Here is a 23,634-nt window from a genome sequence, read left to right as displayed (position 1 = left end):
CTCTCAGGCGGGGTGGAGTTCCAGGACGGTGACCGAGGCGGCCGGGAACGTGTGCTCGAAGTCGTCGGCGCCGACGTGCGCGGTCGTTCGCTCGAGCTGGACGTCGCCGGGGTTGCCGATGCCGTTGTACGACGTGAAGTCCTCACCGGCGACAGTGGACACCGCGACCCGGCCGGTGTGGCGGAAGCCCGCCGGAACCACCTTGGCCGTCACGGCCTGGTCGGGGTGCCGGTTCACGACCAGGACCCGAAGGTTGCCGTCGGCACCGACCATCGCGGTCGCCGCCAGGGCGTCGTACGACGTGCCGAACGCCGGCTCGGGCTCGACCGGGACGACCTGTGGATTCTCGAACAGTGAGGTCTGCACCGACCGGCCACCCGCGCGGAGCACCGGAGCAAGCTGTTCACGGACCGTCGCGTCCACGGTGTAGACGTACGCCGGCGGTCCGCCCAGCACGGCCCGCAGGCCGTCCGAGGTCTCCGAGATCAGGGTGTTGCCCATCACCCACGGCAGCCCGAGATCGGCGAACCGCGCCCACTGCGAGGCCATGTAGGTCGCATGCGACATCGCGGTCTGCCAGGACGGGTACGACGAGACGTCGCGCTGGCCTCCGAACCACAGCGCACCGAACTCCGAGATCGCGACGTACGCGCCGCCGGTGCTGTTCTTCGCCACGTCCGCCATCAGGTCCCGCACCAGTCGCGTCGCGTTGGCCTCACCGAGCATGTGCTCGTCGTGGCCCTCCCGTGCGGTTTCCCAGTCCGGGTCCCCGAAGTCGCGGCGGAAGTTCGTGTACGGGTGGATCGCCACGCAGTCGTAGTCGTCCGCGCGGCCCGCCTGCGCCATCAGTTCGGCGAACGACGGGTCGTTCAGCCCGCTGGCGGACGTCACCGGCGCCCAGGTCGCGCAGACGTCGATCGAGGGGTCGGCCTGCTTCATCGCCTCGTAGAAGTCGACGAATCCGGGCTTCGGACCGGCGGTGTAATCGGCGCGTAGTACGGACTGCGCAGGCGGCACCGCGCCGTGCACGCCGTCGCCGAACCGGATCGCGCCGGTCGCCGGGTCGAAGGTGTACACCCGGTCGTCCGGACCGGCCGTTGACAGGTCCGCCACCGGTGTCCAGGCCACGCCGCCGACCCTGACCGTCTGCGATCCGGGCACCGCCGGCGGGTAGAGCACTCCGAACTCCTGCCCCGCCGTACCGTCGCTCGTCGAGGCTGCCGGCCGGCGGTCGCACCCGCGCGCCACCTGCTGGGCGACCTGCACCTGGCTGCCACCGAAGGCATACTGCCGGGCGGCGACCTTCGGATCGGTACTGCGCCAGTAGGTCTGCGACGGGATGCGGTCGGGCTCGTTGCCGATCTCCCAGAATTTCACGCCGTACGGCGCCGGGTGACCGTTGTCCGCGCGCCGCTGCGCCCAGGCGACCCCACCGCGCGGATTGCTGCCGACCGGCGCGTTCATGTACTCGACCCAGTCGGCCGCGTCGGCCGGCGTGCCGTTCGACATCGGCGTCATGATCTCCGGCTCGACACCGGCCGCCTCGACGAACTTCATGTACTCGTCGGGACCGAACACGCTGTCCAGCGACCCGTCGCCGCCGTTGCTCCGCCCGTCGGTCTGGCAGCCACGCCGGTCCTGCGGACCGATGGCCTTCTTCCAGTCGAACAGGTTCGCCGAGGTGCCGCCGGGGTAACGCACCATGCCGAGGCCGCTGCGCCTGGTCTTGGCGACGACATCCGGGTTCGGCGCACCGCTGCTCGGGTCCCACAGCCCGTGCGAGTTCCTGAACCACTGGTCGTTGTTGGTACCGGTCAGGTACGGCGACACCGGCGCCTGCTGCTGCGTCGACCGGACCAGCACGACCGGCTGCTCCGGGTCCGCGGCGGACGCGGATGTGGCCACGACGGCCACCAGGGGGCCGGCGACCAGCAGGCACGACAGACCCGATCTGGACAGACGCGAGAAGGCCATCGCACGACTCCTTGCAGCAGAGGTCTTATATCGTTGTAAACCCCGGTTTAGCAGCTATCCGAGGAACATCACAAGATCTCGGCCCGGATGATTTACGACGTTGAACAGCGAGATCTGTACAACGTTGTTCACGGCGCGCATAATCCACCAGAGCCGATCCTCGAAGGAGGCGTGATGCGCCGGCTACTCGCACTCACCCTGGTCCTCGCCGCCTTGATCGTGCCGTCCGGTGCGATCGCCGCGGACACTCCGGCCCCCACCTACACGAATCCGGTCAGTGCCGACTTCGGCCGCAACTTCGCCGACCCGTCGGTGATCCGCGGCCGCGACGGCTACTGGTACGGCTACGCCACCAACGGCCGTCGGACCGCCGACGACCAGCGGCACCTGATGATGATCGCCCGGTCGGCCGACCTGGTGCACTGGGAGTACGTCGGTGACGTGTTCACCGAGGAGACGATGCCGACGTACGACGGCCGCCCGGCGACCGCGAGCCGGCAGTTCTGGGCGCCGAGTATCGAGTACTTCGGCGGCCGCTACCTGCTCTACTACTCGTACGTCGTCAACGACGGCGCCGACCAGGCCTTCCGGGCCATCGGAGTAGCCACTGCCGACTCCCCCGCCGGGCCGTGGACCGATTCCGGAAGCTATGTCACCGGCCCGGAGACGTGGGAGCCGCGACCGGGCACCACGGCCTGGCGCAACGTGATCGACCCGGACGTTTTCACCACGCCGGACGGGCGGCGTTACCTGTACTACGGTTCGGTGCTCGGCGGGGTCCGGGTCGTCGAGTTGTCCGCGGACGGTCTGCACGCGGTCGGCGAGCGGGTCGAGCTCACCCAGGAGAACCGGTACGAAGCGGCGTACGTGGTGAACCGCGGCGGCTGGTACTACCTCTTCCTGTCGGTGATCGGTGGCTGCTGCGCCGGCCCCGCATCGGCGTACCCGGTCGTGGTGGCCCGCTCGCGAAGCCCGCTCGGCCCGTTCCTCGACCGGGACGGCCATCCGGTCGGCGGACGGTACGGCGGCGGCACCCCGGTGCAGGTTCCGAACGGCAACCAGTGGACCAGTCCGGGCCACAACGCCGTCGCCACCGACCTGTCCGGGCAGGACTGGCTCGTCACCCATGGCATCGACCGCGCGGCGCCGTACGTCGCGGGCACCGAGAACGCCCGCGGTCTGCTGATCAGCCGGCTGGACTGGATCGACGGCTGGCCGGTCGCCAACGCCGGCCGCGGGCTTCCGGACGGCCCGGCACCCGCGCCCGTCAACACCAGCTTCGTCTCCGACGCTTTCGAGCAAGGCACGAACGACAGCTGGGAGCCGGTCGCGGGATGGTCGACACGGACCGGGCCGGCGGGCGGGCACCTGCACGCCGGAGCGGCGGGCGTGATGAGTTCCGTGGCACCGGCCGACGGTGATCTGCGCGGCCGGGTCTCGGTCCGGCTCGGCGCCGCCGACCGCGCCGGGCTGATCCTGGCCGCGCACGACAACGGCGGCGGGATCCGCGCGGTGATCGACGCCGGGCGCCGCGCGCTGGTTCTGCAGGCCCGCGCCGGCTCGCGGATGGTGCGCGCCGAGGCGCCGCTGCCGGCCGGGTTCCGGTACGACGACTGGCATCAGCTCACCGTCGACCGGCGTGGCAACCGGCTGCACGCCGAGGTGGACGACGCCGGGTTGTACGACCCGGTGGCACAGGCCGAGCTCACCGTGCCGGCCGGACTCGACGCCGGGCCGGTCGCCCTGGTTGCTGACGGCAACGGCGCGGACCTGGCCGACTTCGACGACGTCAGCGTGGCGCGGCTGTACCGACCGGTGACCGAGCGCGTTCCGGATCCGGCGGCCGGGTCCGGTCGATCCGGCGTACAGCGACGACTTCGACCATCCGCTCGGCGCGACGTGGCGCTGGGTCCGGACGCCCACGGCGACGGTCGCCGGCGGCACGCTGACGTTGCCCGTGCAGACCCAGACCCTGACCGACCAGCGGCCGAAGCCCGATGACGACGCCTCAGTGCTGTTGCGGGACCCGCCGCCCGGCGCCTGGACCGCCGAGACCAAGGTCACCGTGCCGTTCGGCGACAGCCTGCCGTACGGATGGCCGATGGCCGGACTGATCGCGTACGCCGGTGACGACGACTGGGTGCTGCTCGGATCCGCGACCCGGGTCGACCCGCGGTACGCGACCTTCGGCAAGGAGCTGACGTACGACAGCGTCGCGACCTACGGCCACGCCGCCGTCGGACCGTCGGCGGACACCCTCTGGCTGCGGCTCCAGCACCGGGTCGATCCGGCGAACGGCGAACACGAGTACCGAGCCGCGACCAGCGTCGACGGCGAGCGCTGGGTCTGGCACGGCGTCCGCACCCTGCCACCCGGTTCACAACCGGCTGTCGGCCTGGTCGCCATGGACCGCGACAACGACCCCACCGGCGCGACGAACAACCTGACCGCAACCTTCGACTACCTGAGGTTCCTGAGATGACACTGCGAACCGTCGCCACAGCCGGACTGCTCAGCCTCACCACGGCCGCCAGCACTTCCGTCGCAGCTGCAGGGGATGCAACCGTCGACGAGCCGGTCAGGCCGAACGTGATCACCATCGTGGCCGACGACCTCGGGTTCGCCGACACCAGTCTGTACGGCGGCACGATCGACACACCGAACATCGCCGCGCTGGCGCGAGCCGGTGTGACCTTCACCGACGGGTACGCAGCCGCACCGGTCTGCGCGCCGTCCCGGCTCGGATTGATCACCGGCCGGGACCCAGCCCGCTGGGGCGCGGACAGCAACGTCTCCGCACGCCAACTACCCACCGACCTCACCGGCCCCGCGGCGCCCGGCCCGACGATGGCGAGAGCCCTGCACGACGTCGGCTACTCGACGATGGCCGTCGGCAAGTGGGACCTGTCCGGGATCACGACCAACGACACCGAGGCCACCGTCCAGAACAAGCCGAACCTGCCGCACGAGCTCGGCTTCGACCAGTACTACGGCATCCTCGCGGGCATCGCGCAGTACTGCCCGGAGAACGACAACGAGACCTACCGCTGGGATCCGGCCGCCGGCCGCTACCGCAGCGACGAGCCCGGCCAGTACCTGACCGACGCGTTCAGCGATCGGGCGGCGGGGTTCGCCGGTGACCATGCGGGGAAGGACGATCCCTTCTTCCTGTACCTCGCCTACAACGCGCCGCACGTACCGTTGCAAACCCGGTCGGAGTGCTCGCTGCCGCCACCGGCCGCCGACGAGCGCTCCCGCTACGAGGAGATGGTCCGGATCGTCGACGAAGGCGTCGGCCGGGTCCTCGCCGCGCTCGATGCGGCCGACGGCGTGGTCGGCAACAGCGCGACGGACGCCAACGTGCGGAACACCATCGTGGTGTTCACCTCCGACAACGGACCCGAACACGAGTGGCAGACAGGTGACCTGCGAGCGCGCAAGTACTCGGCCTTCGAGGGCGGCGTGCGGGTGCCGTTCGCGATGTCATGGCCGGCGATGATCCCACCGGGGACCCGGTACGGCGAGATGGTCAGCGCACTCGACCTCCTGCCCACCTTCGCCGCCGCGGCCGGTGCACCGCTCGACCTGTCGGAACGGCCGGGCGTTGACCTGGTGCCGCCAGTACTGGGCGGTCGGCCTGCGCACACCAGCCTGCAGTGGCGGTACTACGGCGACAACCTGAAGGGAGGTGCGCCCCTCGGCTCCGCGCGACTCGCGATCCGGTCCGGCGACGTGAAGTACCTTCGCGACGTCACGCCGACCGGCGAGTCGACGGAGTACCTCTTCGATCTGGGTCGCGACTACGACGGGGACGGCTCCCCCGACGGCCACACCGAGCAGCACAACGAGGTCGCGAACCCGCAGTACGACGAGAGCCGGCAGCGACTGATTCACAGCTGGCAGAGCTGGGCGACGCACCTCCCGGTCAACGAACCCTTCGAGGTCTTCCGCCCCGCCACCGGTCTCCCCGACGGCTACACGTCGTACGGCGGGACGTGGAGCAGAGCCGCCGGCGCACAGCTCCAGGTGGTGACCGACACACCCGCACGGGTGATGGCACCGGCCACCTACTTCCGGGACAGCACCGCCGAAGCCGACGTCCGCCTGTCCGGTGCTGGGGCCGCCGGGCTGGTCACGCACGGCAGCACCGGTCCCGCCGGAACTCCGGGCCAGTACCGGCTCAACGGCTACCGGACCGAGCTGATCGCCGGCTCCGACCAGGTGCAGCTTTCCCGGGTCGACGACGGCGTCGCACGGATTGTTGCCCGCGGCAAACTCGCCGAGCCGGTGCGGAGTGGGACGACCTACCGGCTGCGCACCGTGCACACCGGCAGCGGCATCGAGGTCTCCGTCGACGGGAGGCGGACGCTCACCTGGAACGACCGGGAACCGTGGGCGGGCGGCAGCGCCGGACTGGTCGCCACCGCGGACACGACTTTCGACGACTTCACCGTCAAACCCTGAAGGGCTCCAGCCGGATGCGGATTCGGGAGTCACGGTGGGGCACGCTCGGAGGATGTGCAAGCTCAACAGGTAGTGCACCGGCGAGACACCGTACGCAACGACATGACCGCACCCAGGTGCACTATCGGCTGCCCGACACCACCTGTCCAGCTTGCACACATCGGCTCCCTCTCGACCGACCACCGCGTCGAGCGGACGGGTGGCTCTCCTCGTACGGCGCGACTGGGGATACTCGCTGGACGTTTCAGGTGCACTGCATTCCCCACTCGCGCGAGCACCAGTTGCGCTCGGCCCGCTTGGGTACGTATCGCGCGACCAGCAGATCGTCGGTCGCGCGGAGGGTCCACCGGAGGAGTTCCTCGACCAGTTGCGCCACAGCTCGTCGTACCCTGGTCGTTTCTCCTCGACGAGCCGACGGAGCCACACGTAGTCGCCGCCCTTGACGCCGATCACCTCGGGTCCGCAGACGCGTCGGACACGATGCGGTACGGGAACTGCGTCTCGAGCGGGAACGGCGTCGGCTCCGTCGCCGGACCGTGGTCGATCGACTTCAGCCACTCCGAGAACTTGGCGTCAGGCTGGTCCGGGCCGGCACACAAGCCGGCGTCGGCGTGTACCCGTTGCGGAACGGCATGGTGTCCAGCGCGAATCCTTCACCGGCGGTGAAGCCCTGGCGGTGCTGGTCGGTCATCAGGAGTACGACGTTGGTCATCTCAGCGGCCCTTGCGCGCCCGGCGGCGGTACAGGTCGACCTGCTCCGACGGGATGGCGGCGGACGGCTGGGAGACGATCTCGCGGATCTTCGCGGCGTCGACCTTCGGCCGGCGGTGTTCGTCCAGCAGGCCGTTCGTCTCCTGGAGCGTGTCGGTGAACTGCGTGTAGCAGAAGCCAGCCAGTTCCCTGGTCTCCGCGATCGCGGACACCAGGTCGGAGAACCTGCTGAGCAGATCGTCGGCGTCCGCCGCGGTGGAGTAGCCGAACCAGTTCTCCCCCGCGCCCGGCGCGTACGACAGCCCGCCGAACTCGGTGATCACGACCGGCTGCCCCCGCCGTACCGGATCGCCGAGCAGCACCTTGCGCCGGCCGGGGCCACTTCCGGTCAGGGTTCGCTCGAGCTCGTCCGGCGTACCGTAACGCTCGCGGATGCTGTCGCCGTACGGCGTGTAGTCGTGCACGCCCCAGATGTCGCTCTCGGTGTGTTCCCAGCCGTCGTTCGAGATCACCGGCCGGGTCGGGTCGAGCGCCTTGGTCAGGTGGTACAGCGCGGTCGCGTAGTGCTGCTGCTCCGGCGCGCGGGCGATGTCCGGGACGCCCCAGCTTTCGTTCAGCGGGACCCACGTGACGATGCAGGGATGGGTACGGTCGCGACGGACGACGTCGAGCCACTCGGTGACGGTGCGTTCGACGGTCCGGGCGGTGAACACGAAGGCGTTCGCCATCTCGCCCCAGACCAGCAGGCCGAGCCGGTCGCACCAGTACAGGAAGCGGGGATCCTCGACCTTCTGATGGATCCTGGCGCCGTTGAACCCGAGCTCCTTGATCAGCTCGACCTCGCGCCGCAGGGCGGCGGCGTCCGGCGCGGTCAGATGCGACTCCGGCCAGAACCCCTGCTCCAGGACCAGTCGCAGGAAGTACGGATGGCCGTTGAGCTGGAACATGCCGTCGGCGATCTCGGCGGTGCGGATCCCGAGGTAGCTGCCGATCCGGTCGGGTTCGAGGCCCGGCGCGCGCAGCTCCAGATCGGCGTCGAGCAGCGTGGGCTGCTCCGGCGACCACAGCAGCTTCCGCGCCTCCTGCGGGTGGTCCAGCGCCGGCAGCCGCAGGACCGTTCGGTACTCCGTTGAGGACACCGGCACGAGCTGGCTGAGCAACTGCCTCTCACCGTCGCGGATCGTGACCGCGAGTTCGGATCCGGCCTCGGGCTCGCGGTTCAGCCGCAGCTCCAGTGTCACCGTGCCGGCGGCGGGGTCGGCGCTCCAGGTCAGGTCGGTCACGTACGTCGCCGGCGGCTGCTCGATCCACACCGGCTGCCAGATGCCCGTGGTACGCCGGTAGAAGATCCCGTGCGGCTCGACCTGCCAGTCCTGCTTCCCGCGCGGCTGGCCGACATCCTCCGGTTGATCCTCCGCCCGCACCACGATCACCTGTTGCGTCCCGGAATCGAGCGCGCTGGTGATGTCGGCACTGAACGGGGTGTGCCCGCCGGCGTGCTCGGCCACCAACTGCCCGTTCACCCAGACGGTCGCGCGGTAGTCGACGGCACCGAAGTGCAGGACCGCGCACCGGCCCATCGCGGGCCGGCTCAGCTCGACGGTACGGCGGTACCAGACCACCGGGTGGAAGCCGGGCTCCGCGATCCCGGACAGCTCCGACTCCGGCGGGTACGGCACCGTGATCGTGCGGCCGAACGACTCGTCGTACCCGAACTCCCACTCGCCACACAGGTCCAGCCACCCGGCCCGGACCCGATGCGGCACCGGCGGCAAATCGCTCTCGGTCACAGCTCTCCCTACTTGTATTTGTCCGGTCCGTAGTCGGCGTACGGCTTCCAGTCGGTGAACGCGAAGTCGTCGCGCCCGACCTTGGCGCCGGCGCCCTTCGCGGCCGTGATGTTCGCGTCGCGCTGCCGGTTGGCGGCGTCGCTGAGCTTGGTCAGCTCGGAGCGCAGGTTCGTCACGTCGCCGCTGAACGCGCCCTGCACGATCTCCCCGAGACCCGGTTTGATCGGCTTGCTCTTGGCCTGCACCGCGCTGACCGCGGGGTTCTTCAGCAACTCGTGCGGCCCGAGGAACACCTCGTCCCGGAAGGACGTCACCACGCTCTTGTACGCCGGCAGCACCTCGGCCTTGTCGATCGCCCCGAGATCCAGCGGCGGTCGGGCCATGCCGTTGGCGATGCCGACGTAGTACTCCTCGGTGGTGGCCATCGACAACAGTCGCGACGCCAGCGCGGGATCCTTGGCATTCGCGGTCAGGTGGTACATCCCTTGGGTGGGCACGACGTACACCGCCGGCTTCTGGGCGGCATCGGCCGTCAGGAGACCGCCGCCACCGAGCTTCGGCGCGAACGGCTTGAGCGTCTCGTTGATGACGCCGGCGCACCAGGGTCCGTCGATGTAGTAGCCGATCCTCCCGGTGGCGAACCGCGCCCGGGCCTGTTTGTCGTCCATCGTGGTCGAGCCGGGCGCCATCAGCTTGTCCCGGTGCAGCGACAGCAGGAACTCGATCGCGGTCAGGAAGGCGTCGTCGTGGTACGCGTAGTCGCCGGTCTGGAACAGCTGCCCGCGGTTGCCCTGGAAGCCCGAGCACTGGGCCAGCTCGTTCACCTGCGCCGACAGCCGCTCCGGCATACCGATGTTGCAGATCCAGCCGTTGCCGCCCCCACTGGCGTCCTGCATCTTGCGCGCCGCGGCACGGAAGGCGTCGAACGTCCTCGGCGGTGTCCCGGGATCGAGGCCGGCCTTGCCCGCCAGCTCGGTGTTGAACCACACCGCGCTGTTGTGCGTGCGCACGCTGAACAGCGGGAACGTGTAGAGCTTTCCGTCGATCCGGTGGAAGCCGTCGTACAGCTCGCTCTTCAGCCTGGCCAAGGCCTCGTCGTCCAGCTCGATCGGCTGGAACCACTTGCCGTCGACCAGCGAGCTCAGCGGCAGCTCGAGCCCTGCCGCGGTGGTGATGTCGGGCAGCTGACTGCTCTGCTTGGCCAGCTGCAGCGTCTGCCCCATCTTCGACGTCTGCTGCAGCGTGTACTGGACCTTCGCACCGTCCGGCTTCTTCTCGAACGCCGCGAAGATCTTCTGGTTGATCGGCTTCAGGTTCGGGCTGTGGTCCCACCAGGTCAGCACATCGGCCGAACCAGCCCGTCCCGCGCTGTCGGCGGCCGTGTCACAGGCACCGAGCAGACCAGCCGCGGCGACGGCGCCGGAACCGGTCAGGAACGTACGCCTGGTAACACTTTCCATCACCAGTACCCCTCTCTGGGTTGGCTTCTGTCCTCGGTGGCGACCAGCACGTCGAGCAGCTTCTCCTGCAGCGTCAGCCGCACGTGCGTGTGCGCCGGGTCGTCCCAGAGGTTGACGAGTTCGTCGGGGTCGGCCAGCAGGTCGTACAGTTCCCCGGTGCGGTCCCGGCTCGTGACCGGCGCACCGTGGTGGACGACGACCTTCCACCGGTCGTGACGAAGCATGGTGGTGCTGACAGGTGGGTCGTACGGATGGCTGGAGTTGCGATGCTCCGACAGGGCCCAGTCGCGGAACCCGATGCCGTCGGCCACTACCTCGCCACGGATCAGCGGCAGCAGGCTCTGCCCCTGTTGAGCGGGCATCGGCGGCAGCCCGGCCGCCTCGAGGAACGTCGGCGCCAGGTCGATCCACTGCACCAGCTCGTCGCGCACCACGCCCGGCTCGACGACACCCGGCCAGCGCATCAGCAGCGGGACGCGGACCGCGCAGTCGAACATCATCGGGCCCTTCAGCATCAGCTGATGGTCGCCGAGCATCTCGCCGTGATCGCTGGTGAACACCACGATCGTGTCGTCGGACAGGCCCAGCTCGTCGAGTACGTCGAGGATCCGGCCGACCTCGTCGTCGATGAAGCTGACCATCGCGTAGTACGCCGCCTTGGCGCGCTGTACCTCGTCCGGGGTGTACTCGGCGAAGCCCCTCGCGTGACCGGCGTACGAGCGTTTCGACGCCTCGGTGTAGATCGCCGGCTTGCTGTCCAGCTCGTCCGGCGAGCCGACCGGCTCGGGCAACGTCTCGGCGTCGTACCTGTCCAGGTACTCCGGTGGCGCCTCGAACGGATGGTGCGGGTCGTAGAAGTTCGCCACGCAGAAGAACGGCGTGCTCTCGTCGCGCCCGTCGCGCAGGAAGCCGATCGTCTCCTCGGCGGTCCACCGGGTCAGGTGCGCCTCGACCGGCAGGTTGCCGAACTGCACCGGCGACGCCGGATCGCGCGCCTCGTCGTACCACCGCGGGAACTTCTCCTCGAGCCAGCGGTGGTACTGGTTGGCCTGCGAGTCGTGACCGGGATCGTGTGCCCACCGGAAGACCCGGAACCCGTCGTCGTGCCGCTTCTCCTCCCGGCCGCCGATACAGGGAGCCAGGTGGAACTTGCCGACCAGGCCGCAGTCGTACCCGGCGTCGGCGAGGTCGCGGGTGAAGATCCGCTCGGTGTCCGGCAGGCTGACACCGTTCGCCCACAGGCCGTGCGCGTGGACGTACCGGCTCGTCATCAGGCTGGCACGGGACGGCGCACAGACCGGGTTCTGCACGTAGCAGTTGTCGAACCTGACGCCCTGGCGGGCCAGCCTGTCCAGGTTCGGCGTCGCGATGTGCTCATTGCCCTGGGCACCGAGTGCGTCGTACCGCTGCTGGTCGGTGCAGAGCAGCAGGATGTTGGGTCTGCGTTGTTCGCTCACTGCTTCACCGCCCCGGCGATGCCCTCGACGAAGTACCGCTGCAACAGCACGAAGAGCAGTACGACGGGGAGCAGGGAGATGACCGCGGCGGCGGCCATCCCGGACCAGTCGATCGAGTTCTCGCCGACGAACGCCAGCATGCCGACGCTCAACGTGCGCAGATCGGGCCGGCTGAAGGTGAACACCAACGGCAGGAAGAACGCGTTCCATGTGGCCAGGAACGTCATCAGCGTGACCGTCGCGGTGACCGGGATCGCCATCGGCATCATGACCCGGAAGAACAGTGACAGGAATCCGGCGCCGTCGACGATCGCGGCCTCTTCCAGTTCCCGCGGCAACTGCCGGAAGTACCCCAGGTAGAGCAGGATCGAGGCGACGTGGGCGCCGCCGCTCAGCGCGAGGATCATCCCTGTCAGCGAGTTCAGCAGACCGAGCCGCTGGGACACCTCGACGACCGGGATGATCGTGTACCCGGTCGGCACGAACAACGTCGCGATCAGTACGCCGAGCACCACCTTGCGGCCGGCGAAGGAATAGCGGGCCAGCACGTACCCGGCCATCGCGCACCGGACCACCACGAGCACCACCGTCACGACCGTGACGATCACGGTGTTCATCAGGTACTTGCCGAAGCTGGCCTCGGTCCACGCCCGCTGGTAGTTCTCCCAGATCGGGTTGTCCGGCAGCAGGCCGAGACCGGAGGCGAAGACCTCCATCTGATCCTTCAGCGACGCCGACACCATCCAGAGGAACGGATAGATCCACAGGAACGCGGCTCCGGCGAGGAAGAGCGCGACGAACCAGTACGGCAGCCGGCGCACGATCCAGCCGGCGGTCCAGCGGTTGTCTCCCGGCCGGCGCCGCGATCGGCGCGGCCTCGGCACCGTGATCGCCGTCATCGGGAACCTCCCGTCTTCCGGGCGGCCCGGATGCCGAGCAACTGGAGCAGGCCAAGCGCGCAGACGAACAGGCCGAACAGCACCGCCGCCGCGGAGGCGAACCCGAGCTGCGGCACGGTCGCGGCGAACGCCCAACGGTAGATGTAGATTTCGACCACCTCGGTGGAGAAGAAGGGACCGCCGTTCGTCATCGTCAGCATCAGGTCGAAGACCTTCAGGGTGGCCTCGAGCGTGAGCAGCGTGATGATGATCGTGAACGGCTTGAGCAGCGGCAGCGTGATGTTGCGCAGCATCGCTACCGGCCCGGCGCCGTCGATCTCGGCCGCCTCGTAGACCTCGTCGGAGATGGTCTGCAGCGCCGCCAGCCAGTAGATCAAGGTGACGCCGAACCACTTCCAGACGTAGACGCCGACCACCGTCCACAGCGCCGTGGAGGAGTCGCCGAGGAAGTTCACGCCCTGGTCGACCAGGCCGAGCTTCATCAGCAACTGGTTGACCGGACCGTCGGCCGGATCGAACACGATCTGCATCACCACGCCGACGATCGCGGTGGTCGTGACGACCGGCAGGAAGAACGCCGTACGGAACAGATTGCGCAGCGGCAGCTTCGGCGAGTTCAGCAGGAGCGCCACCAGTAGGGAGAGGAACACCTTGACCGGCACGGCCGCGACGGTGAACAGCGCCGTGATCTTGAACGAGCTCCAGAACAGCGGATCCGCGAGCACCTCGCGGTAGTTCCGCAGGCCGACCCAGGTCTTGGTCTCCTCGAACCCGTTCCACTCGACGAACGAGAACCAGTAGCTGGCGAAGATCGGGTACACCGTGTAGACGCCGTACAGCACGACCGTCGGCGTGAGGAACAACCAGATCCACAGCGTGGTCCGGCCCTGCTCGCGATGCCTCGGCGGGCGGCTCCGGCCGGGCCTCGTCGGAGTGTCCACGGGTTCTGCTGTCAGGAGCGTCATAGTGCCTTCACAGGATGGGCTTATAACGTTGTACAAGTCTGTGTATATATCGTTGTACAAGTTGCGTAAAGAGCCGGTGCGGGATCACTTCGGGTTCAGGCGGTACCGTTGCCGGCAGGTGCAGGCGAGGAGGATCAGGGTGCGGACGCGATTGAAGGACGTCGCCGAGCTGGCCGGTGTGTCGGTCAAGACGGTGTCCAACGTGGTGAACAACTACGTGCACGTCACGCCGGAGCTGCGCGCGCGGGTGACGGCGGCACTCGACGAACTCGGGTACCGGCCGAATCTCTCGGCACGCAACCTGCGGCTGGGGCGATCCGGCATGATCGCGCTGGCGCTGCCGTCCGTCCGCGGTGCGTACTTCAGTGAGCTGGCGCATCTGATCGTCCGCGAGGCCGAGCAGCACGAGCTGACCGTGCTGATCGACTGCACCTACGGCGATCTCGAGCGCGAGAAGAACGTGGTGGAGAGCTTCCGCACCCACCTGATCGACGGCATCATCCTGGTCCCCTGGCAGCTCGGCACCGCCGATCTGCGGGCCCGGGAGGACACCACGCCGCTGGTACTCCTCGGCGAGCGGATGGCCCAGAGCGCGGACAGCGTCGCGATCGACAGCCGTGCGGCGGGCCAGGCCGCCACCGAGCACCTGCTGGACATCGGCCGGCGCCGGATCGGCGTCATCAGGAATCTGCCGCGCAACACCGGTGGTGTGGTCAGCAGGAACCGGCTGAACGGCTACAAGCGTGCGCTCGCCGCGGCCGGGCTCGAGTTCGAGCCCGAGCTGATCGCCGAGGTCGACTTCAGCCACGGCAAGGACGCGAGGCTCGCCACGGACAGGTTGCTCGCGCTGCCGGAGCCCATCGACGCGCTGTTCTGCTTCAACGACGAGCTCGCGATGGCCGCGATGCGCCGGCTGCACGAGCAGGGCTACCGGGTGCCGGACGACATCGCGGTCATCGGCGTCGACGGCATCGCCACCGGCACCGCGGTCACCCCGACGCTGTCCACCATCGATCCGGACAAGCAGGCGATCGCGGAGACCGCGGTCCGGATGCTGGTCGAGCGGATCGAAGGCAGCGCCGAGACGGGCCCGCGCCGGGTCAAGGCCGGTTTCACACTGGTGCCGCGGGAGAGCACGATGGGCCAGCAGCACACCCGACGCCGTCGGCGTACGGCCAAGCACGTGTCCGGTCATTGACGCGGCCTGATCTCGAGCAACGTCACCGAGTGCGGCTCGAAGGTGTACGGGACATACCGCGCTGTCGCCACTGTGTGGGTCTCGGTCGTCCGGATCACCGATTCGTCGGCCGGGGTGTTGAAGCTCGCGACGTCCGGGCCGTTGTGGGTGAGAACCCGTACGTCGGCCACACCGGACCCGGCCTCGTTCAGAACGGTCGCCGACTGCGCCTTCTCGCGATCCCGGTTGACCACCACGACCCGGGTCACACCGGCCGCGTCCCTGGTGCCGTACGCCGTCAGCGCCTGGTAGTCGCCGGTACCGGCCGACGGGATGCCTTCGGTCTCGACCTCGACCGGCGTACTGCCGATCAGCTCGGTGTACAGCTTGATCAGGTTCGCCCGGCCGGTCCAGTGGAAGTCCGGCGCACCGCCGAACAACTCACCTGGCGTGGGCGCTCCCCCGTTGAGATTCGAACTGTCCATCACGGTCACGCCGTGCTCGATCATCTCGCCCAGCATGTCCGCGGCGTTCAGCGTCCAGCTCACCGAGTTCCCCCACCCGGCGGGCGCGGGCCCGGTACCGGCCTCGGCGATCACGCCCCACTCGGTGACCGCGACGAACGGCCGCCGGCCGCCCGTGCGTTGACCGAAGGTCGTGTCCAGGGCGGCATCCAGGTCACGGAGCTCCGCCATCACCGCATGCGCGTCCCGCGTCGGGTCGGCGAACCAGCGGTCCTGGATCTCGGCCGTGGTGCCACCCAGCTTCGGGTGGCCGTACAGGTGTGGTGCGATGCAGTCGTAGGGGTGCTCGGTCCCCATCAGTTCGACCCACTCGGGCTTCTCCCAGGCCGTGCAGACGGAGATCGACGGGTCGACAGCCTTCATCGCCCGGTAGTAGTCGACGAAGCCGGGGTGCGGCCCGGAGACGTAGTCGGCCCTGATCTGGCTGCCCTGCGGCGGAATCGCACCATGCGTGCCGTCGCCGAACCGGATCTGCCCGGAGGCCGGATCGAACTGATACACACGCTCGTCCGGGCCTGCGCGACTGACGTCGGAGACCTGCCGCCAGGCCTGGCCGGCGACGTACACCGTTTGGCTGCCCGGCACCGCCGGCGCCCACCGCACCTTGACCAGCTGCCCAGGCGTGCCCTTGCTGAACGAAGCGCTTTCGCGGTTGTCGCACTCCAGGCCGACCGGCTCCGCGGTCTTCCGCTCGGTACCGCCGAAGGCGTACTGCCGGACGCGCGTCGCGAGGTCCTGGGCCCGCCAGTACACCTGGTTGCCCAGATAGAGCTCGTTGCCGACTTCCCACAGTTTCACGCCGTACGGCGCCGGGTGGCCGTTGGCCGCGCGGACAGCGGCCCAGGCTGTGCCTCCGCCGGGATTCGCGCCCACCGGTGCGTTCAGGTACTCGACGAAGTCGGCCGCGTCCTGCACCGGCTGGACCGACGACGTCATGATCTGCGTCTGTGCGCCGACCTGCTCGGCGTACCGGAAGTGCTCCTCGACGCCGTACACGCTGTCGAGCGGCTCCTGGTTCCCGACGAAGCCGCCGCCGGTCTGGCACTGCCGTTGCGACTGCGGTCCGATCGCCCGCTTCCAGCGGAACAGGTTGGCCACCGTACCGCCCGGATAGCGCGTCGTGCTCAGCTCGAGTCGCTCGGACAACTCCACGAGGTCCGGCGACGGCCGGTCGTTGGCGGCGTCCCACATGCCGAGGCCGTTCGCGGGCCAGCGATGGTTCCCGCCGGCCAGCAGTCCGGTGACGGGCGCGGCGATCTTTTCCTGACTGACCTCGATCACCGCACCCGTGTCGCCGTACGACGTGGATCCGATGGCCGAGGTGGTCAGGGCGGACAGCGTGCCGACAGCCAGCGCGCCGGCGATCAGACAACGGGCGGGATGCGAGATCACGTCGTTCACCTCGATCGGAGCGGGTGTTGTACAACGTTGGAAGACTGCTGGGCAGCACGGTAGGGAGCGACCCCGGCGACTGTCAATGGCCTGGCACAGCTGGGTTTACAGCGATGTAAGCGATTCTGTCCGACTTCTTTACAGCGTTGTAAGCGAGCGGTATAACGGTCGGAAAACCGGGGGCTGTCATCAGGTTGTCCGGCCTAGGAGGTCGAGCAGTGAACGAGCTCAGTCGGCGTCGTCTGTTCCAGCTGAGTGGTGCGGCCGCCGCGGGCGCCGTACTCGCCGGCTGCAGCAACGGTTCGGCGCCAAGCAGCGGCGCGGGTGGCGCGAAGTCGATCAAGTGGTGGGACCACTTCAATCCGTTGAAGAAACTGCAGGAGGAGACCTTCGCGGCCGCCCAGAAGGAAGCGGGCATCGCGGTGCAGTACACGCTGCACCAGACCGCCAAGATGGGTGAGGCGCTGCAGCTCGCCCGGCAGAGCGACCAGTTGCCGGACGTGCACTCCAACGTCGGTCTCAAACTCCCCATCCCCGCGCTGGTCGCGGACGGCTGGTACCAACCGTTGCAGCTCTCGCAGGAGGCCCAGTCCAAGATCGACAAGAGCACCTTGATCGAGGGCGTGACCACCATCGACGGCAAGCTGTTCAGCTTCCCGATCTTCAACGTCCGCCAGTACTGGGCCGCGACCTGGTTCAACAAGGAGCTGGTGGAGAAGGCCGGACTGGACCCGGCGAACCCGCCGCAGACGTACGACGAGTTCCGGGCGGCGGCCCGGAAGGCGCAGGACGCGTCCGGTGGCGCGCACGGCTGGATCAACAACCTCGGCCAGCCGGAGCGGATGGCCGAGCAGACCAACTTCCTGGCCAACGCGGCCGGCTTCGAGGGCCTGAACGGACAGGAGTTCAAGACCGGGGACTACGCGTTCCACGCCGACCCGTTCGTCCACGTGATCGAGTTCATGCTGTCGCTGAAGACCGACGGGCTGTTGATGCCAGGCACCAACAACATGAACGACAAGGTGGCCCGGGCCCGCTGGTCGACCGGCGCGGCGGTCTACTACCTCGACGGTCCCTGGTGCGCCGGGGTGATCAAGCAGGACCTCGCGAAGTTCGCGGACAAGCTCGACGTCGGCCCGATGCTGGTGCCGGACAAGGGCACGCCCGTCACGGCGTACCGCGGTCCGCAGGGCGGCGCGTTCTGGGTGTCGGGTAAGTCCGGCAAGGCCGACCTGGCGAGCAAGGTGCTGGAGCGTCTCCTCACGCCGGAGTACGCGAAGGGGCTGGCCGAGCGGATGGACCAGCCGCCGGCCGATCTGTCGGTACTGGAGACGGTCGACGTGCACCCGGCGTACAAGAAGCTCATCGACCGGTTCCAGAAGGAATGCTTCGTGGCCCCCGTCCCGGTGGCGAAGAACCCCGAGATCTCGAAGGTCCAGAAGGAGACCAAGGACGTGAAGCCGAGTCTCGGGGAGATCGTCCAAGGCGCCTTCAGCGGCGACGTCACCGACGTACGTAAGGCGCTCAAGACGCTGTCGGACAAGTCGAACAAGGAGCGCGACCGCGCGTTCGCCGCGGCCAAGGCGAAGGGCGCCAAGGTCGAGGAGAACGACTACATCTTCTCCAACTGGAAGCCGCGCACCGACTACACCTCGACGATGTACGGCGGCTGACGACCGGCGGCCATGTCGGTCCGCGGCTTACGGGACTTCCCCACCTACCGCGCCTGAGACTGTCGCGAAGGCCGCGGCGAGGGATCGGATCGCCGGGTCTACGTCGTTGTCGGCGATGTTGCCGTACCCGAGCACGATGCCGGCGTCGCGTCCCTCGGTACGGATCTGGTACTCGGCGAGCGGGACGATCCGGGTCCCGGCGTCCCGCGCGGCCGTCGTGAGCAACCTCGTGTCGAGGCCCGCCGGAGACGTCAACGTCAGGTGGAGCCCGGCCGCGGCCCCGCCGATCGTCCACGCCGGCAACTCACGCCGTACCGCGGTGAGAACAAGATCCCGCCTGCGCCCGTAGCGGCGCTGCATGGCGCGCAGATGCCGGTCGTAGGCGCCGGCGCCCATCAGCTCCGCGAACGTCGCCTGGTCGAGAGTGGACGGTCCCGGACCGGACGGTCGTTCCAGCAAGCCGCGCCACTGCCCTTGCGCCACGAACCAGCCGATCCCGATCGCCGGACTCAGCGTCTTGCTCACCGAGCCGAGCAGTACGACGTGTTCCGGCGCCATCCCCTGCAACGTTCCGACCGGACTCCGGTCGTACCGGAACTCGGCGTCGTAGTCGTCCTCGAGGATCACGCCGTCGTTCCGGCGGGCCCAGTCGATCAGTTCCAGCCGGCGATGCGGCGCGAGTACGACCCCGGTCGGGAACTGATGCGCCGCGGTGACGACCACCGCCCGCAGCCCCGAGAGACGTCCGACATCGAGACCGTGGTGGTCGACCGGCACCGGCTCCACCCGCATTCCGGTCGACTCGATGACGTTGCGCAGGCGGGTCCAGCCGGGATCCTCGACCGCGATGCGATCGATCCCCCGCGCGCGCAGTCCGGCGCAGAGGTGGGCGACGCTCGCGCTGACTCCGCTGCGGATCACAATGTCGGAGGCGGCCGCGATCGCTCCTCGGCTGCGCTGGAGGTAGTCGGACAGCAGTTCGCGCAGCGGCAGATATCCCTGCTCGTCCGGGTACCCGAGGTCGGCCGTCGGTACCGTCCGTGCTGCCGCCCGCGCCGCCTCGGCCCATCGCGTCCGCGGGAACGCCCGCAGGTCAGGAGCGCCCGGAGCCAGGTCGAAGCGGTACGTCGCGACGCCGGCAGCCGCCGTACTGCGGGCCGGCCGCGTCGTACGGCCCACCCAGCTGACCCACGTCCCCGAGCCCACCCGGGTGGTCAGGTAGCCCTCCGTCACGAGCTGGCTGTACGCCTGCGTGACGGCCCACCTCGAACAGCCGAGTTGCGCTGCCAGTTCGCGGCTCGGCGGCAGCACTGTGCCGGTCGAAACCCGCCCCGACCGGATCGCCTCCCGCAACGCGCGCTCGACCTGCCGGTGCAGCTTTCCGTCCCCGTCCAGCGTCAGCACCACAGTCCAGGCCGCGCGTGTGGGCTGCATCGCCATGACCAGAGATCCTAGTCACGGCGAGCCGAGACCAGTACGGCGCTGTGCTGCCCCGGCTCGTGCCGGCGAGCACAGCGCCGTACTGCTGGAATTCAGCGCTGGAAGTTGCGGAGCAGGTCGTACGGATAGACGGTCGGCTTCTCGCTGACCGTGGTCAGGCGGGTGAACTGCTCGTCGGTGAGAGACCAGCCGGCGGCGCCGATGTTGTCGACGTAGTGCTCGAAGGTGCGCGGCCCGATGATCGGAGCGGTGACCGGATCGGTCTGGATCAGCCACCGCAGCGCCACCTGCGACACGCTGTGACCGGTCTCGGCCGCGATCTCGTGCAACGCGTCGAGGACGTTCCAGGTCCGCTCGTTGTTGTAGTAGTCCCACGCCTCCAGCAGCCCGCGCTCGGCCGCGGCGGCCACCCGGGAGTCCGCCGGCGGAGCCTCCATCCCGCGATGGAAGCGGCCCGCGAGCCATCCCGCGCGCAGCGGACTCCACGGCATCACGCCGAGGCCCTCGTTACGGCAGATCGCCAGCAGCTCCCACTCGGCCTCGCGGTCGAGCAGGTTGTACAGCGGCTGCAGCGCGCTGTAACCGTGCGTCCCGGCGACGTCGACCGCCTTCTGCAGCTGCCAGCCGGTGACGTTGCTCGCTCCGAGGTACCGGACCTTGCCGGCCGTGACCAGCGTGTCGAGCGTCGCGAGAGTCTCCTCGATCGGCGTCGCGGTGTCCCAGACGTGCGTGTAGTACAGGTCGATGTAGTCGGTGCCGAGGCGGCGCAGGCTCGCTTCCACGGCGGAGAGGATGTGCTTGCGGCTCAGTCCGTCGTCGTTCGGTCCGTCGCCCATCCCGCCGTACACCTTCGTGGCGATCACGAACGCGTCGCGGTCGCGGCCCTTCAGCCAGCGGCCGAGAACCGCCTCCGACTCACCCGCGTTGTACACGTCGGCCGTGTCGATGAAGGTGCCGCCGGCCTCGGCGAACTCGTCGAGGATCCGGACGCTGGTCTGCTCGTCGGTCGGCCCGCCGAAGTGCATCGCGCCGAGACACACCTCGCTGACCTTGAGCCCGGTCCGCCCCAGATTGCGGTACTCCATGAATCAATCCAGTCCTTTGCACGATCGGTCTCCCCCACCGGCCGAGCCCCGTCTCGGCACAGCGCCAATCTAGATCCGGATCCAGCGGGATCCACGCCCAATCAGGGCACGGATTCGCAGACCAATTCACGCCCGGCCGATGGCATCACGGTGGGCGCACGTCGAGTCACGGCTTGTGCGGCGAGTAGCCTTGGGTCTCGTCGGTCAACACACGGATTGCCGACAGAACGGCGTGGGTACGGGGAACGGATGTTGATCGCACATCGCTACAGGCTGGGCGCGTCCTTGGGACGCGGTGGGATGGGCGAGGTGTTCCGCGCGACCGACGTCGCCCTGGGGCGCGAGGTCGCGGTCAAGGTCATGCTCCGGTCCCAGGAGGGCACCGCGGCCGAGGAGCGATTCCAGCGCGAGGCCCGCGCCGCCGCGCGGCTGAGCGATCCGCACATCGTGGCCGTGTACGACTTCGGGCAGGCCGACGACAACTTCTACCTGGTGATGGAGCTGGTCGAGGGCAGTTCGGTCGCCGCCGAGCTGGCCGAGCACGGTCCGCTGCCGTGGGACCGCGCGGTCGACATCGTCGAACAGGCCGCCGCCGGGCTCGCGGCCGCACACGCGCAGAACGTCGTACATCGCGACATCAAGCCGAGCAATCTGCTGGTCGCGGCCGACGGCACCGTGAAGGTCGCGGACTTCGGCATCGCCCACCTGCCCGGGTCGGAGACATCCGACCTGACGGTCACCGGTCAGATCATGGGCAGCCCGCACTACCTGTCGCCCGAGCGCGCCAGAGGTCTGCGAGGCGGCCCGGAGTCGGACGTGTACGCGCTCGGCTGCGTGCTGTACCAGCTTGTCACCGGCCGGCCACCGTTCGTCGGCGACCACCCGACCGCAGTGCTCTATCAGCATGTCGACACCGCGCCGGTTCCGCCCAGTCAGCTCCGTCCGGACCTGGCGGGTCGCTTCGAGCCTGTGCTCCTGCGGATGCTCGCCAAGGCACCGGAGGATCGGCCGACCGCTGCACAGCTGACCGCTCTGCCGGCGGCCGCCGACTGGTTCCCCACGGCAGCGCTTCCCAGCGAGAGCCCGGCTGAGCCGGTTGCCGAGCCTCCCGCGGTCACGCCGGAGCCCACGCCAGTCGCTCGTTCCAGGAAGCCGCTGTTCGTCGCGGCCGTTGCCGCGCTCGCTCTGGCCGGTGCGGTCACCGCAGGCGTCGTACTCCGCGGCGCCGGCGACAACCTGCCGCCGACCGGAGACGTCGGCCCGAAACCGAGTACGAGTGCCGGTACGCCGAGTCCGAGCGAGCCGGCACCGGTCGGCCGGACCAGCGAACCGACCAGCGGCGGATCGACCACGTCGACCACGTCGACGACGCCGACGAGCCCTACGAGCACCACTCCCAGTACGTCGACACCCACCACTCCGACGAGCACGCCGACATCGTCGCCCACACCGTCCACGCAGCCGTCACCGACGCCTACCCCGACGAAGTCCCCCTCGTCGGCCACCTCGTCACCGACGAGCCCGACCTCGTCAACGACGTCAACGCCCCCGACGACCTCGAACACCCCGGAACCGTCCGAAACCCCTGCTCCCTCGAACACACCGCCCCCGTCGAACACCCCGAATCCGCAATAGGCCCCGAGGCCCGCACGTCAACGGCAGGCGGCGCGCATCCGGCTCAGCCGGGCCACTCCGCGGTGGCCCGGACCAGGGCGGTGAAGGCTTCCTCGGGCGGGGTCAGGATGCGGTCGGCCCTGTGGACGAGCGAGACCTTGCGCTGCGGCGGCGCGGGGCTGATGTCCAGACACACCAGGAAGCCGACGTCGACCTCGCGGCGTACGACGTGCTCGGACAGGACCGCCAGACCCAGGCCTTGCTGCACCGCCTCCTTCACGGTGTCCGAGCCCCACAGGTCCCAGGTGTCGACCTGATCCAGCCCCCAGGCGCGCAGCGACTGCTCCTGCAGCCGGCGGGTCGCCGATCCCGGCTCACGCAGCAGGAAGCGGCTGGAGGCGATGTCGGCCGCGGTGATCCGGCGATCTTCGAGCGGGAAGCCTGCCGGTGCCACCAGGACCATGTCTTCGCTCAGCACGGGCTCGCTGCGGAGCGCCTCCGCCGTAGGCGTCGCCGCACACAGGCCGACGCCGACCTCGCCGGCCAGGAGCCACGACTCGACCGTGTCCTCGTTCCCGACCCGGAGCTGGCACGACACCTTGGGCGCCCGGACCGTGAACTCGCTGATCAGCCGCGGCAGCAGGTAGGTGCCCAGGGTCGTCGTCCCGGCGACCACGAGCTGCCCGGTGTCCAGCCCGCGGTACCCGGCGGTCGCGTGCTCGAGCCGGTCCAGCAGGGCGAGAACCTCGCGCGCATGCTCCACGACGGTCCCACCGGCCGGTGTCGGCTGCGCGCCGTGCGGCCCACGCTGGAGCAGGCTCACACCGAGGCTCCGCTCCAGTTGGCGGATGTGGTTGGAAACCGCCGGCTGGCTCATGTAGAGCGACTTCGCCGCCGCTGAGAAGCTGCCTTCGTCGACGACCCGCACCAGGATCTCCAGCTGGGTGAGACTGAACATCGGCCGCCTTTCGTGCGGGAACGCGGCCATGGTCGCACGAGGTGGCGGAGG

17 protein-coding genes and 1 pseudogene are annotated in these 23,634 nt (G+C 69.1%); 6 read left to right on the top strand and 12 right to left on the bottom strand.

The genetic code is table 11. The features are described 5' to 3' along the window. Positions 1–3 precede the first annotated feature (3 nt). On the bottom strand, positions 4–1,974 hold the full coding sequence (locus BJY22_RS21045) for a hypothetical protein (protein WP_167209319.1): 1,971 nt from the start codon (positions 1,972–1,974) through the stop codon (positions 4–6). An 87-nt stretch (positions 1,975–2,061) separates the two neighbouring features. Here BJY22_RS21045 and BJY22_RS43000 point away from each other — a divergent pair. The 3 genes and pseudogenes from BJY22_RS43000 to BJY22_RS21030 form a co-directional block, all read left to right on the top strand. Further along, positions 2,062–3,180: pseudogene (locus BJY22_RS43000) on the top strand (family 43 glycosylhydrolase); the annotation flags it as partial. Between the two features lie 628 nt (positions 3,181–3,808). After that, entirely contained in the window at positions 3,809–4,456 is a 648-nt protein-coding gene (locus tag BJY22_RS21035; RefSeq protein ID WP_337759832.1) for a beta-xylosidase family glycoside hydrolase, read from the top strand. After that, entirely contained in the window at positions 4,453–6,438 is a 1,986-nt protein-coding gene (locus tag BJY22_RS21030) for a sulfatase-like hydrolase/transferase (RefSeq protein WP_167209313.1), read from the top strand. Before BJY22_RS21035 ends, BJY22_RS21030 begins: the two co-directional genes overlap by 4 nt. Before the next feature lie 244 nt (positions 6,439–6,682). Here BJY22_RS21030 and BJY22_RS42520 read toward each other — a convergent pair whose 3' ends face one another. The 7 genes from BJY22_RS42520 to BJY22_RS21000 form a co-directional block, all read right to left on the bottom strand. After that, complete coding sequence (locus BJY22_RS42520) at positions 6,683–6,814, bottom strand: hypothetical protein (protein ID WP_272954830.1); 132 nt, start codon at positions 6,812–6,814, stop codon at positions 6,683–6,685. Between the two features lie 174 nt (positions 6,815–6,988). Then, positions 6,989–7,150, bottom strand: a complete 162-nt coding sequence (locus BJY22_RS41115) for a hypothetical protein (RefSeq protein WP_202891199.1) — start codon at positions 7,148–7,150, stop codon at positions 6,989–6,991. A gap of 1 nt (position 7,151) precedes the next feature. Beyond that, the gene (locus BJY22_RS21020) at positions 7,152–8,939 is read right to left on the bottom strand and encodes a glycoside hydrolase family 2 TIM barrel-domain containing protein (protein WP_167209311.1); all 1,788 of its coding nucleotides are present in this window, start codon (positions 8,937–8,939) and stop codon (positions 7,152–7,154) included. Positions 8,940–8,947: 8 nt separating this feature from the next. Further along, complete coding sequence (locus BJY22_RS21015) at positions 8,948–10,399, bottom strand: ABC transporter substrate-binding protein (protein ID WP_238351146.1); 1,452 nt, start codon at positions 10,397–10,399, stop codon at positions 8,948–8,950. Beyond that, entirely contained in the window at positions 10,399–11,856 is a 1,458-nt protein-coding gene (locus BJY22_RS21010; protein WP_167209307.1) for a sulfatase-like hydrolase/transferase, read from the bottom strand. Before BJY22_RS21010 ends, BJY22_RS21015 begins: the two co-directional genes overlap by 1 nt. After that, complete coding sequence (locus BJY22_RS21005) at positions 11,853–12,755, bottom strand: carbohydrate ABC transporter permease (RefSeq protein WP_167209305.1); 903 nt, start codon at positions 12,753–12,755, stop codon at positions 11,853–11,855. Before BJY22_RS21005 ends, BJY22_RS21010 begins: the two co-directional genes overlap by 4 nt. Then, positions 12,752–13,696 (bottom strand): ABC transporter permease subunit, encoded by a 945-nt coding sequence (locus BJY22_RS21000; protein ID WP_202891198.1) that lies wholly within the window; start codon positions 13,694–13,696, stop codon positions 12,752–12,754. The genes BJY22_RS21005 and BJY22_RS21000 overlap by 4 nt, the downstream gene beginning before the upstream one ends. Positions 13,697–13,859: 163 nt before the next feature. Between BJY22_RS21000 and BJY22_RS20995 the strand changes: the two genes are divergently transcribed. After that, positions 13,860–14,918: a substrate-binding domain-containing protein gene (locus tag BJY22_RS20995; protein ID WP_167209302.1), complete on the top strand. Its 1,059-nt coding sequence runs from the start codon at positions 13,860–13,862 to the stop codon at positions 14,916–14,918. On the opposite strand, the gene BJY22_RS20990 is transcribed toward BJY22_RS20995, so the two are convergent. Next, a complete protein-coding gene (locus BJY22_RS20990; RefSeq protein WP_167209300.1) occupies positions 14,912–16,813 on the bottom strand; it encodes a hypothetical protein in 1,902 nt (633 codons plus the stop codon). The genes BJY22_RS20995 and BJY22_RS20990 overlap by 7 nt on opposite strands. Positions 16,814–17,031: 218 nt before the next feature. Here BJY22_RS20990 and BJY22_RS20985 point away from each other — a divergent pair, with 218 nt between their 5' ends. Continuing rightward, positions 17,032–18,486, top strand: coding sequence for an extracellular solute-binding protein (locus tag BJY22_RS20985; protein ID WP_167209298.1), 1,455 nt, complete (start codon positions 17,032–17,034; stop codon positions 18,484–18,486). Between the two features lie 27 nt (positions 18,487–18,513). Here BJY22_RS20985 and pdxR read toward each other — a convergent pair whose 3' ends face one another. Further along, positions 18,514–19,926, bottom strand: coding sequence for a MocR-like pyridoxine biosynthesis transcription factor PdxR (gene pdxR / locus BJY22_RS20980; RefSeq protein WP_202891196.1), 1,413 nt, complete (start codon positions 19,924–19,926; stop codon positions 18,514–18,516). A 92-nt stretch (positions 19,927–20,018) separates the two neighbouring features. Next, positions 20,019–21,011: an aldo/keto reductase gene (locus BJY22_RS20975; protein ID WP_167209296.1), complete on the bottom strand. Its 993-nt coding sequence runs from the start codon at positions 21,009–21,011 to the stop codon at positions 20,019–20,021. Positions 21,012–21,260: 249 nt separating this feature from the next. Here BJY22_RS20975 and BJY22_RS20970 point away from each other — a divergent pair, with 249 nt between their 5' ends. Next, on the top strand, positions 21,261–22,646 hold the full coding sequence (locus tag BJY22_RS20970) for a serine/threonine-protein kinase (RefSeq protein ID WP_167209294.1): 1,386 nt from the start codon (positions 21,261–21,263) through the stop codon (positions 22,644–22,646). A 43-nt stretch (positions 22,647–22,689) separates the two neighbouring features. Here the strand turns inward: BJY22_RS20970 and BJY22_RS20965 are convergent, their stop codons facing one another. Further along, complete coding sequence (locus BJY22_RS20965) at positions 22,690–23,583, bottom strand: LysR family transcriptional regulator (protein WP_167209292.1); 894 nt, start codon at positions 23,581–23,583, stop codon at positions 22,690–22,692. Positions 23,584–23,634: the final 51 nt, after the last annotated feature.

This window comes from Kribbella shirazensis (assembly GCF_011761605.1).
GTDB classification, from domain to species: Bacteria; Actinomycetota; Actinomycetes; order Propionibacteriales; family Kribbellaceae; genus Kribbella; species Kribbella shirazensis.
This window is presented reverse-complemented; position numbering and strand designations above follow the sequence as displayed.

Bases quoted from the DNA above. Each gene is read 5' to 3' on its own strand.
- BJY22_RS21045 (WP_167209319.1), bottom strand. From the start codon at position 1,974: ATGGCCTTCTCGCGTCTGTCCAGATCGGGTCTGTCGTGCCTGCTGGTC.
- BJY22_RS21030 (WP_167209313.1), top strand. From the start codon at position 4,453: ATGACACTGCGAACCGTCGCCACAGCCGGACTGCTCAGCCTCACCACG.
- BJY22_RS41115 (WP_202891199.1), bottom strand. From the start codon at position 7,150: ATGACCAACGTCGTACTCCTGATGACCGACCAGCACCGCCAGGGCTTC.
- BJY22_RS21015 (WP_238351146.1), bottom strand. From the start codon at position 10,399: ATGGAAAGTGTTACCAGGCGTACGTTCCTGACCGGTTCCGGCGCCGTC.
- BJY22_RS21005 (WP_167209305.1), bottom strand. From the start codon at position 12,755: ATGACGGCGATCACGGTGCCGAGGCCGCGCCGATCGCGGCGCCGGCCG.
- pdxR (WP_202891196.1), bottom strand. From the start codon at position 19,926: ATGGCGATGCAGCCCACACGCGCGGCCTGGACTGTGGTGCTGACGCTG.
- BJY22_RS20975 (WP_167209296.1), bottom strand. From the start codon at position 21,011: ATGGAGTACCGCAATCTGGGGCGGACCGGGCTCAAGGTCAGCGAGGTG.
- BJY22_RS20970 (WP_167209294.1), top strand. From the start codon at position 21,261: ATGTTGATCGCACATCGCTACAGGCTGGGCGCGTCCTTGGGACGCGGT.
- BJY22_RS20965 (WP_167209292.1), bottom strand. From the start codon at position 23,583: ATGTTCAGTCTCACCCAGCTGGAGATCCTGGTGCGGGTCGTCGACGAA.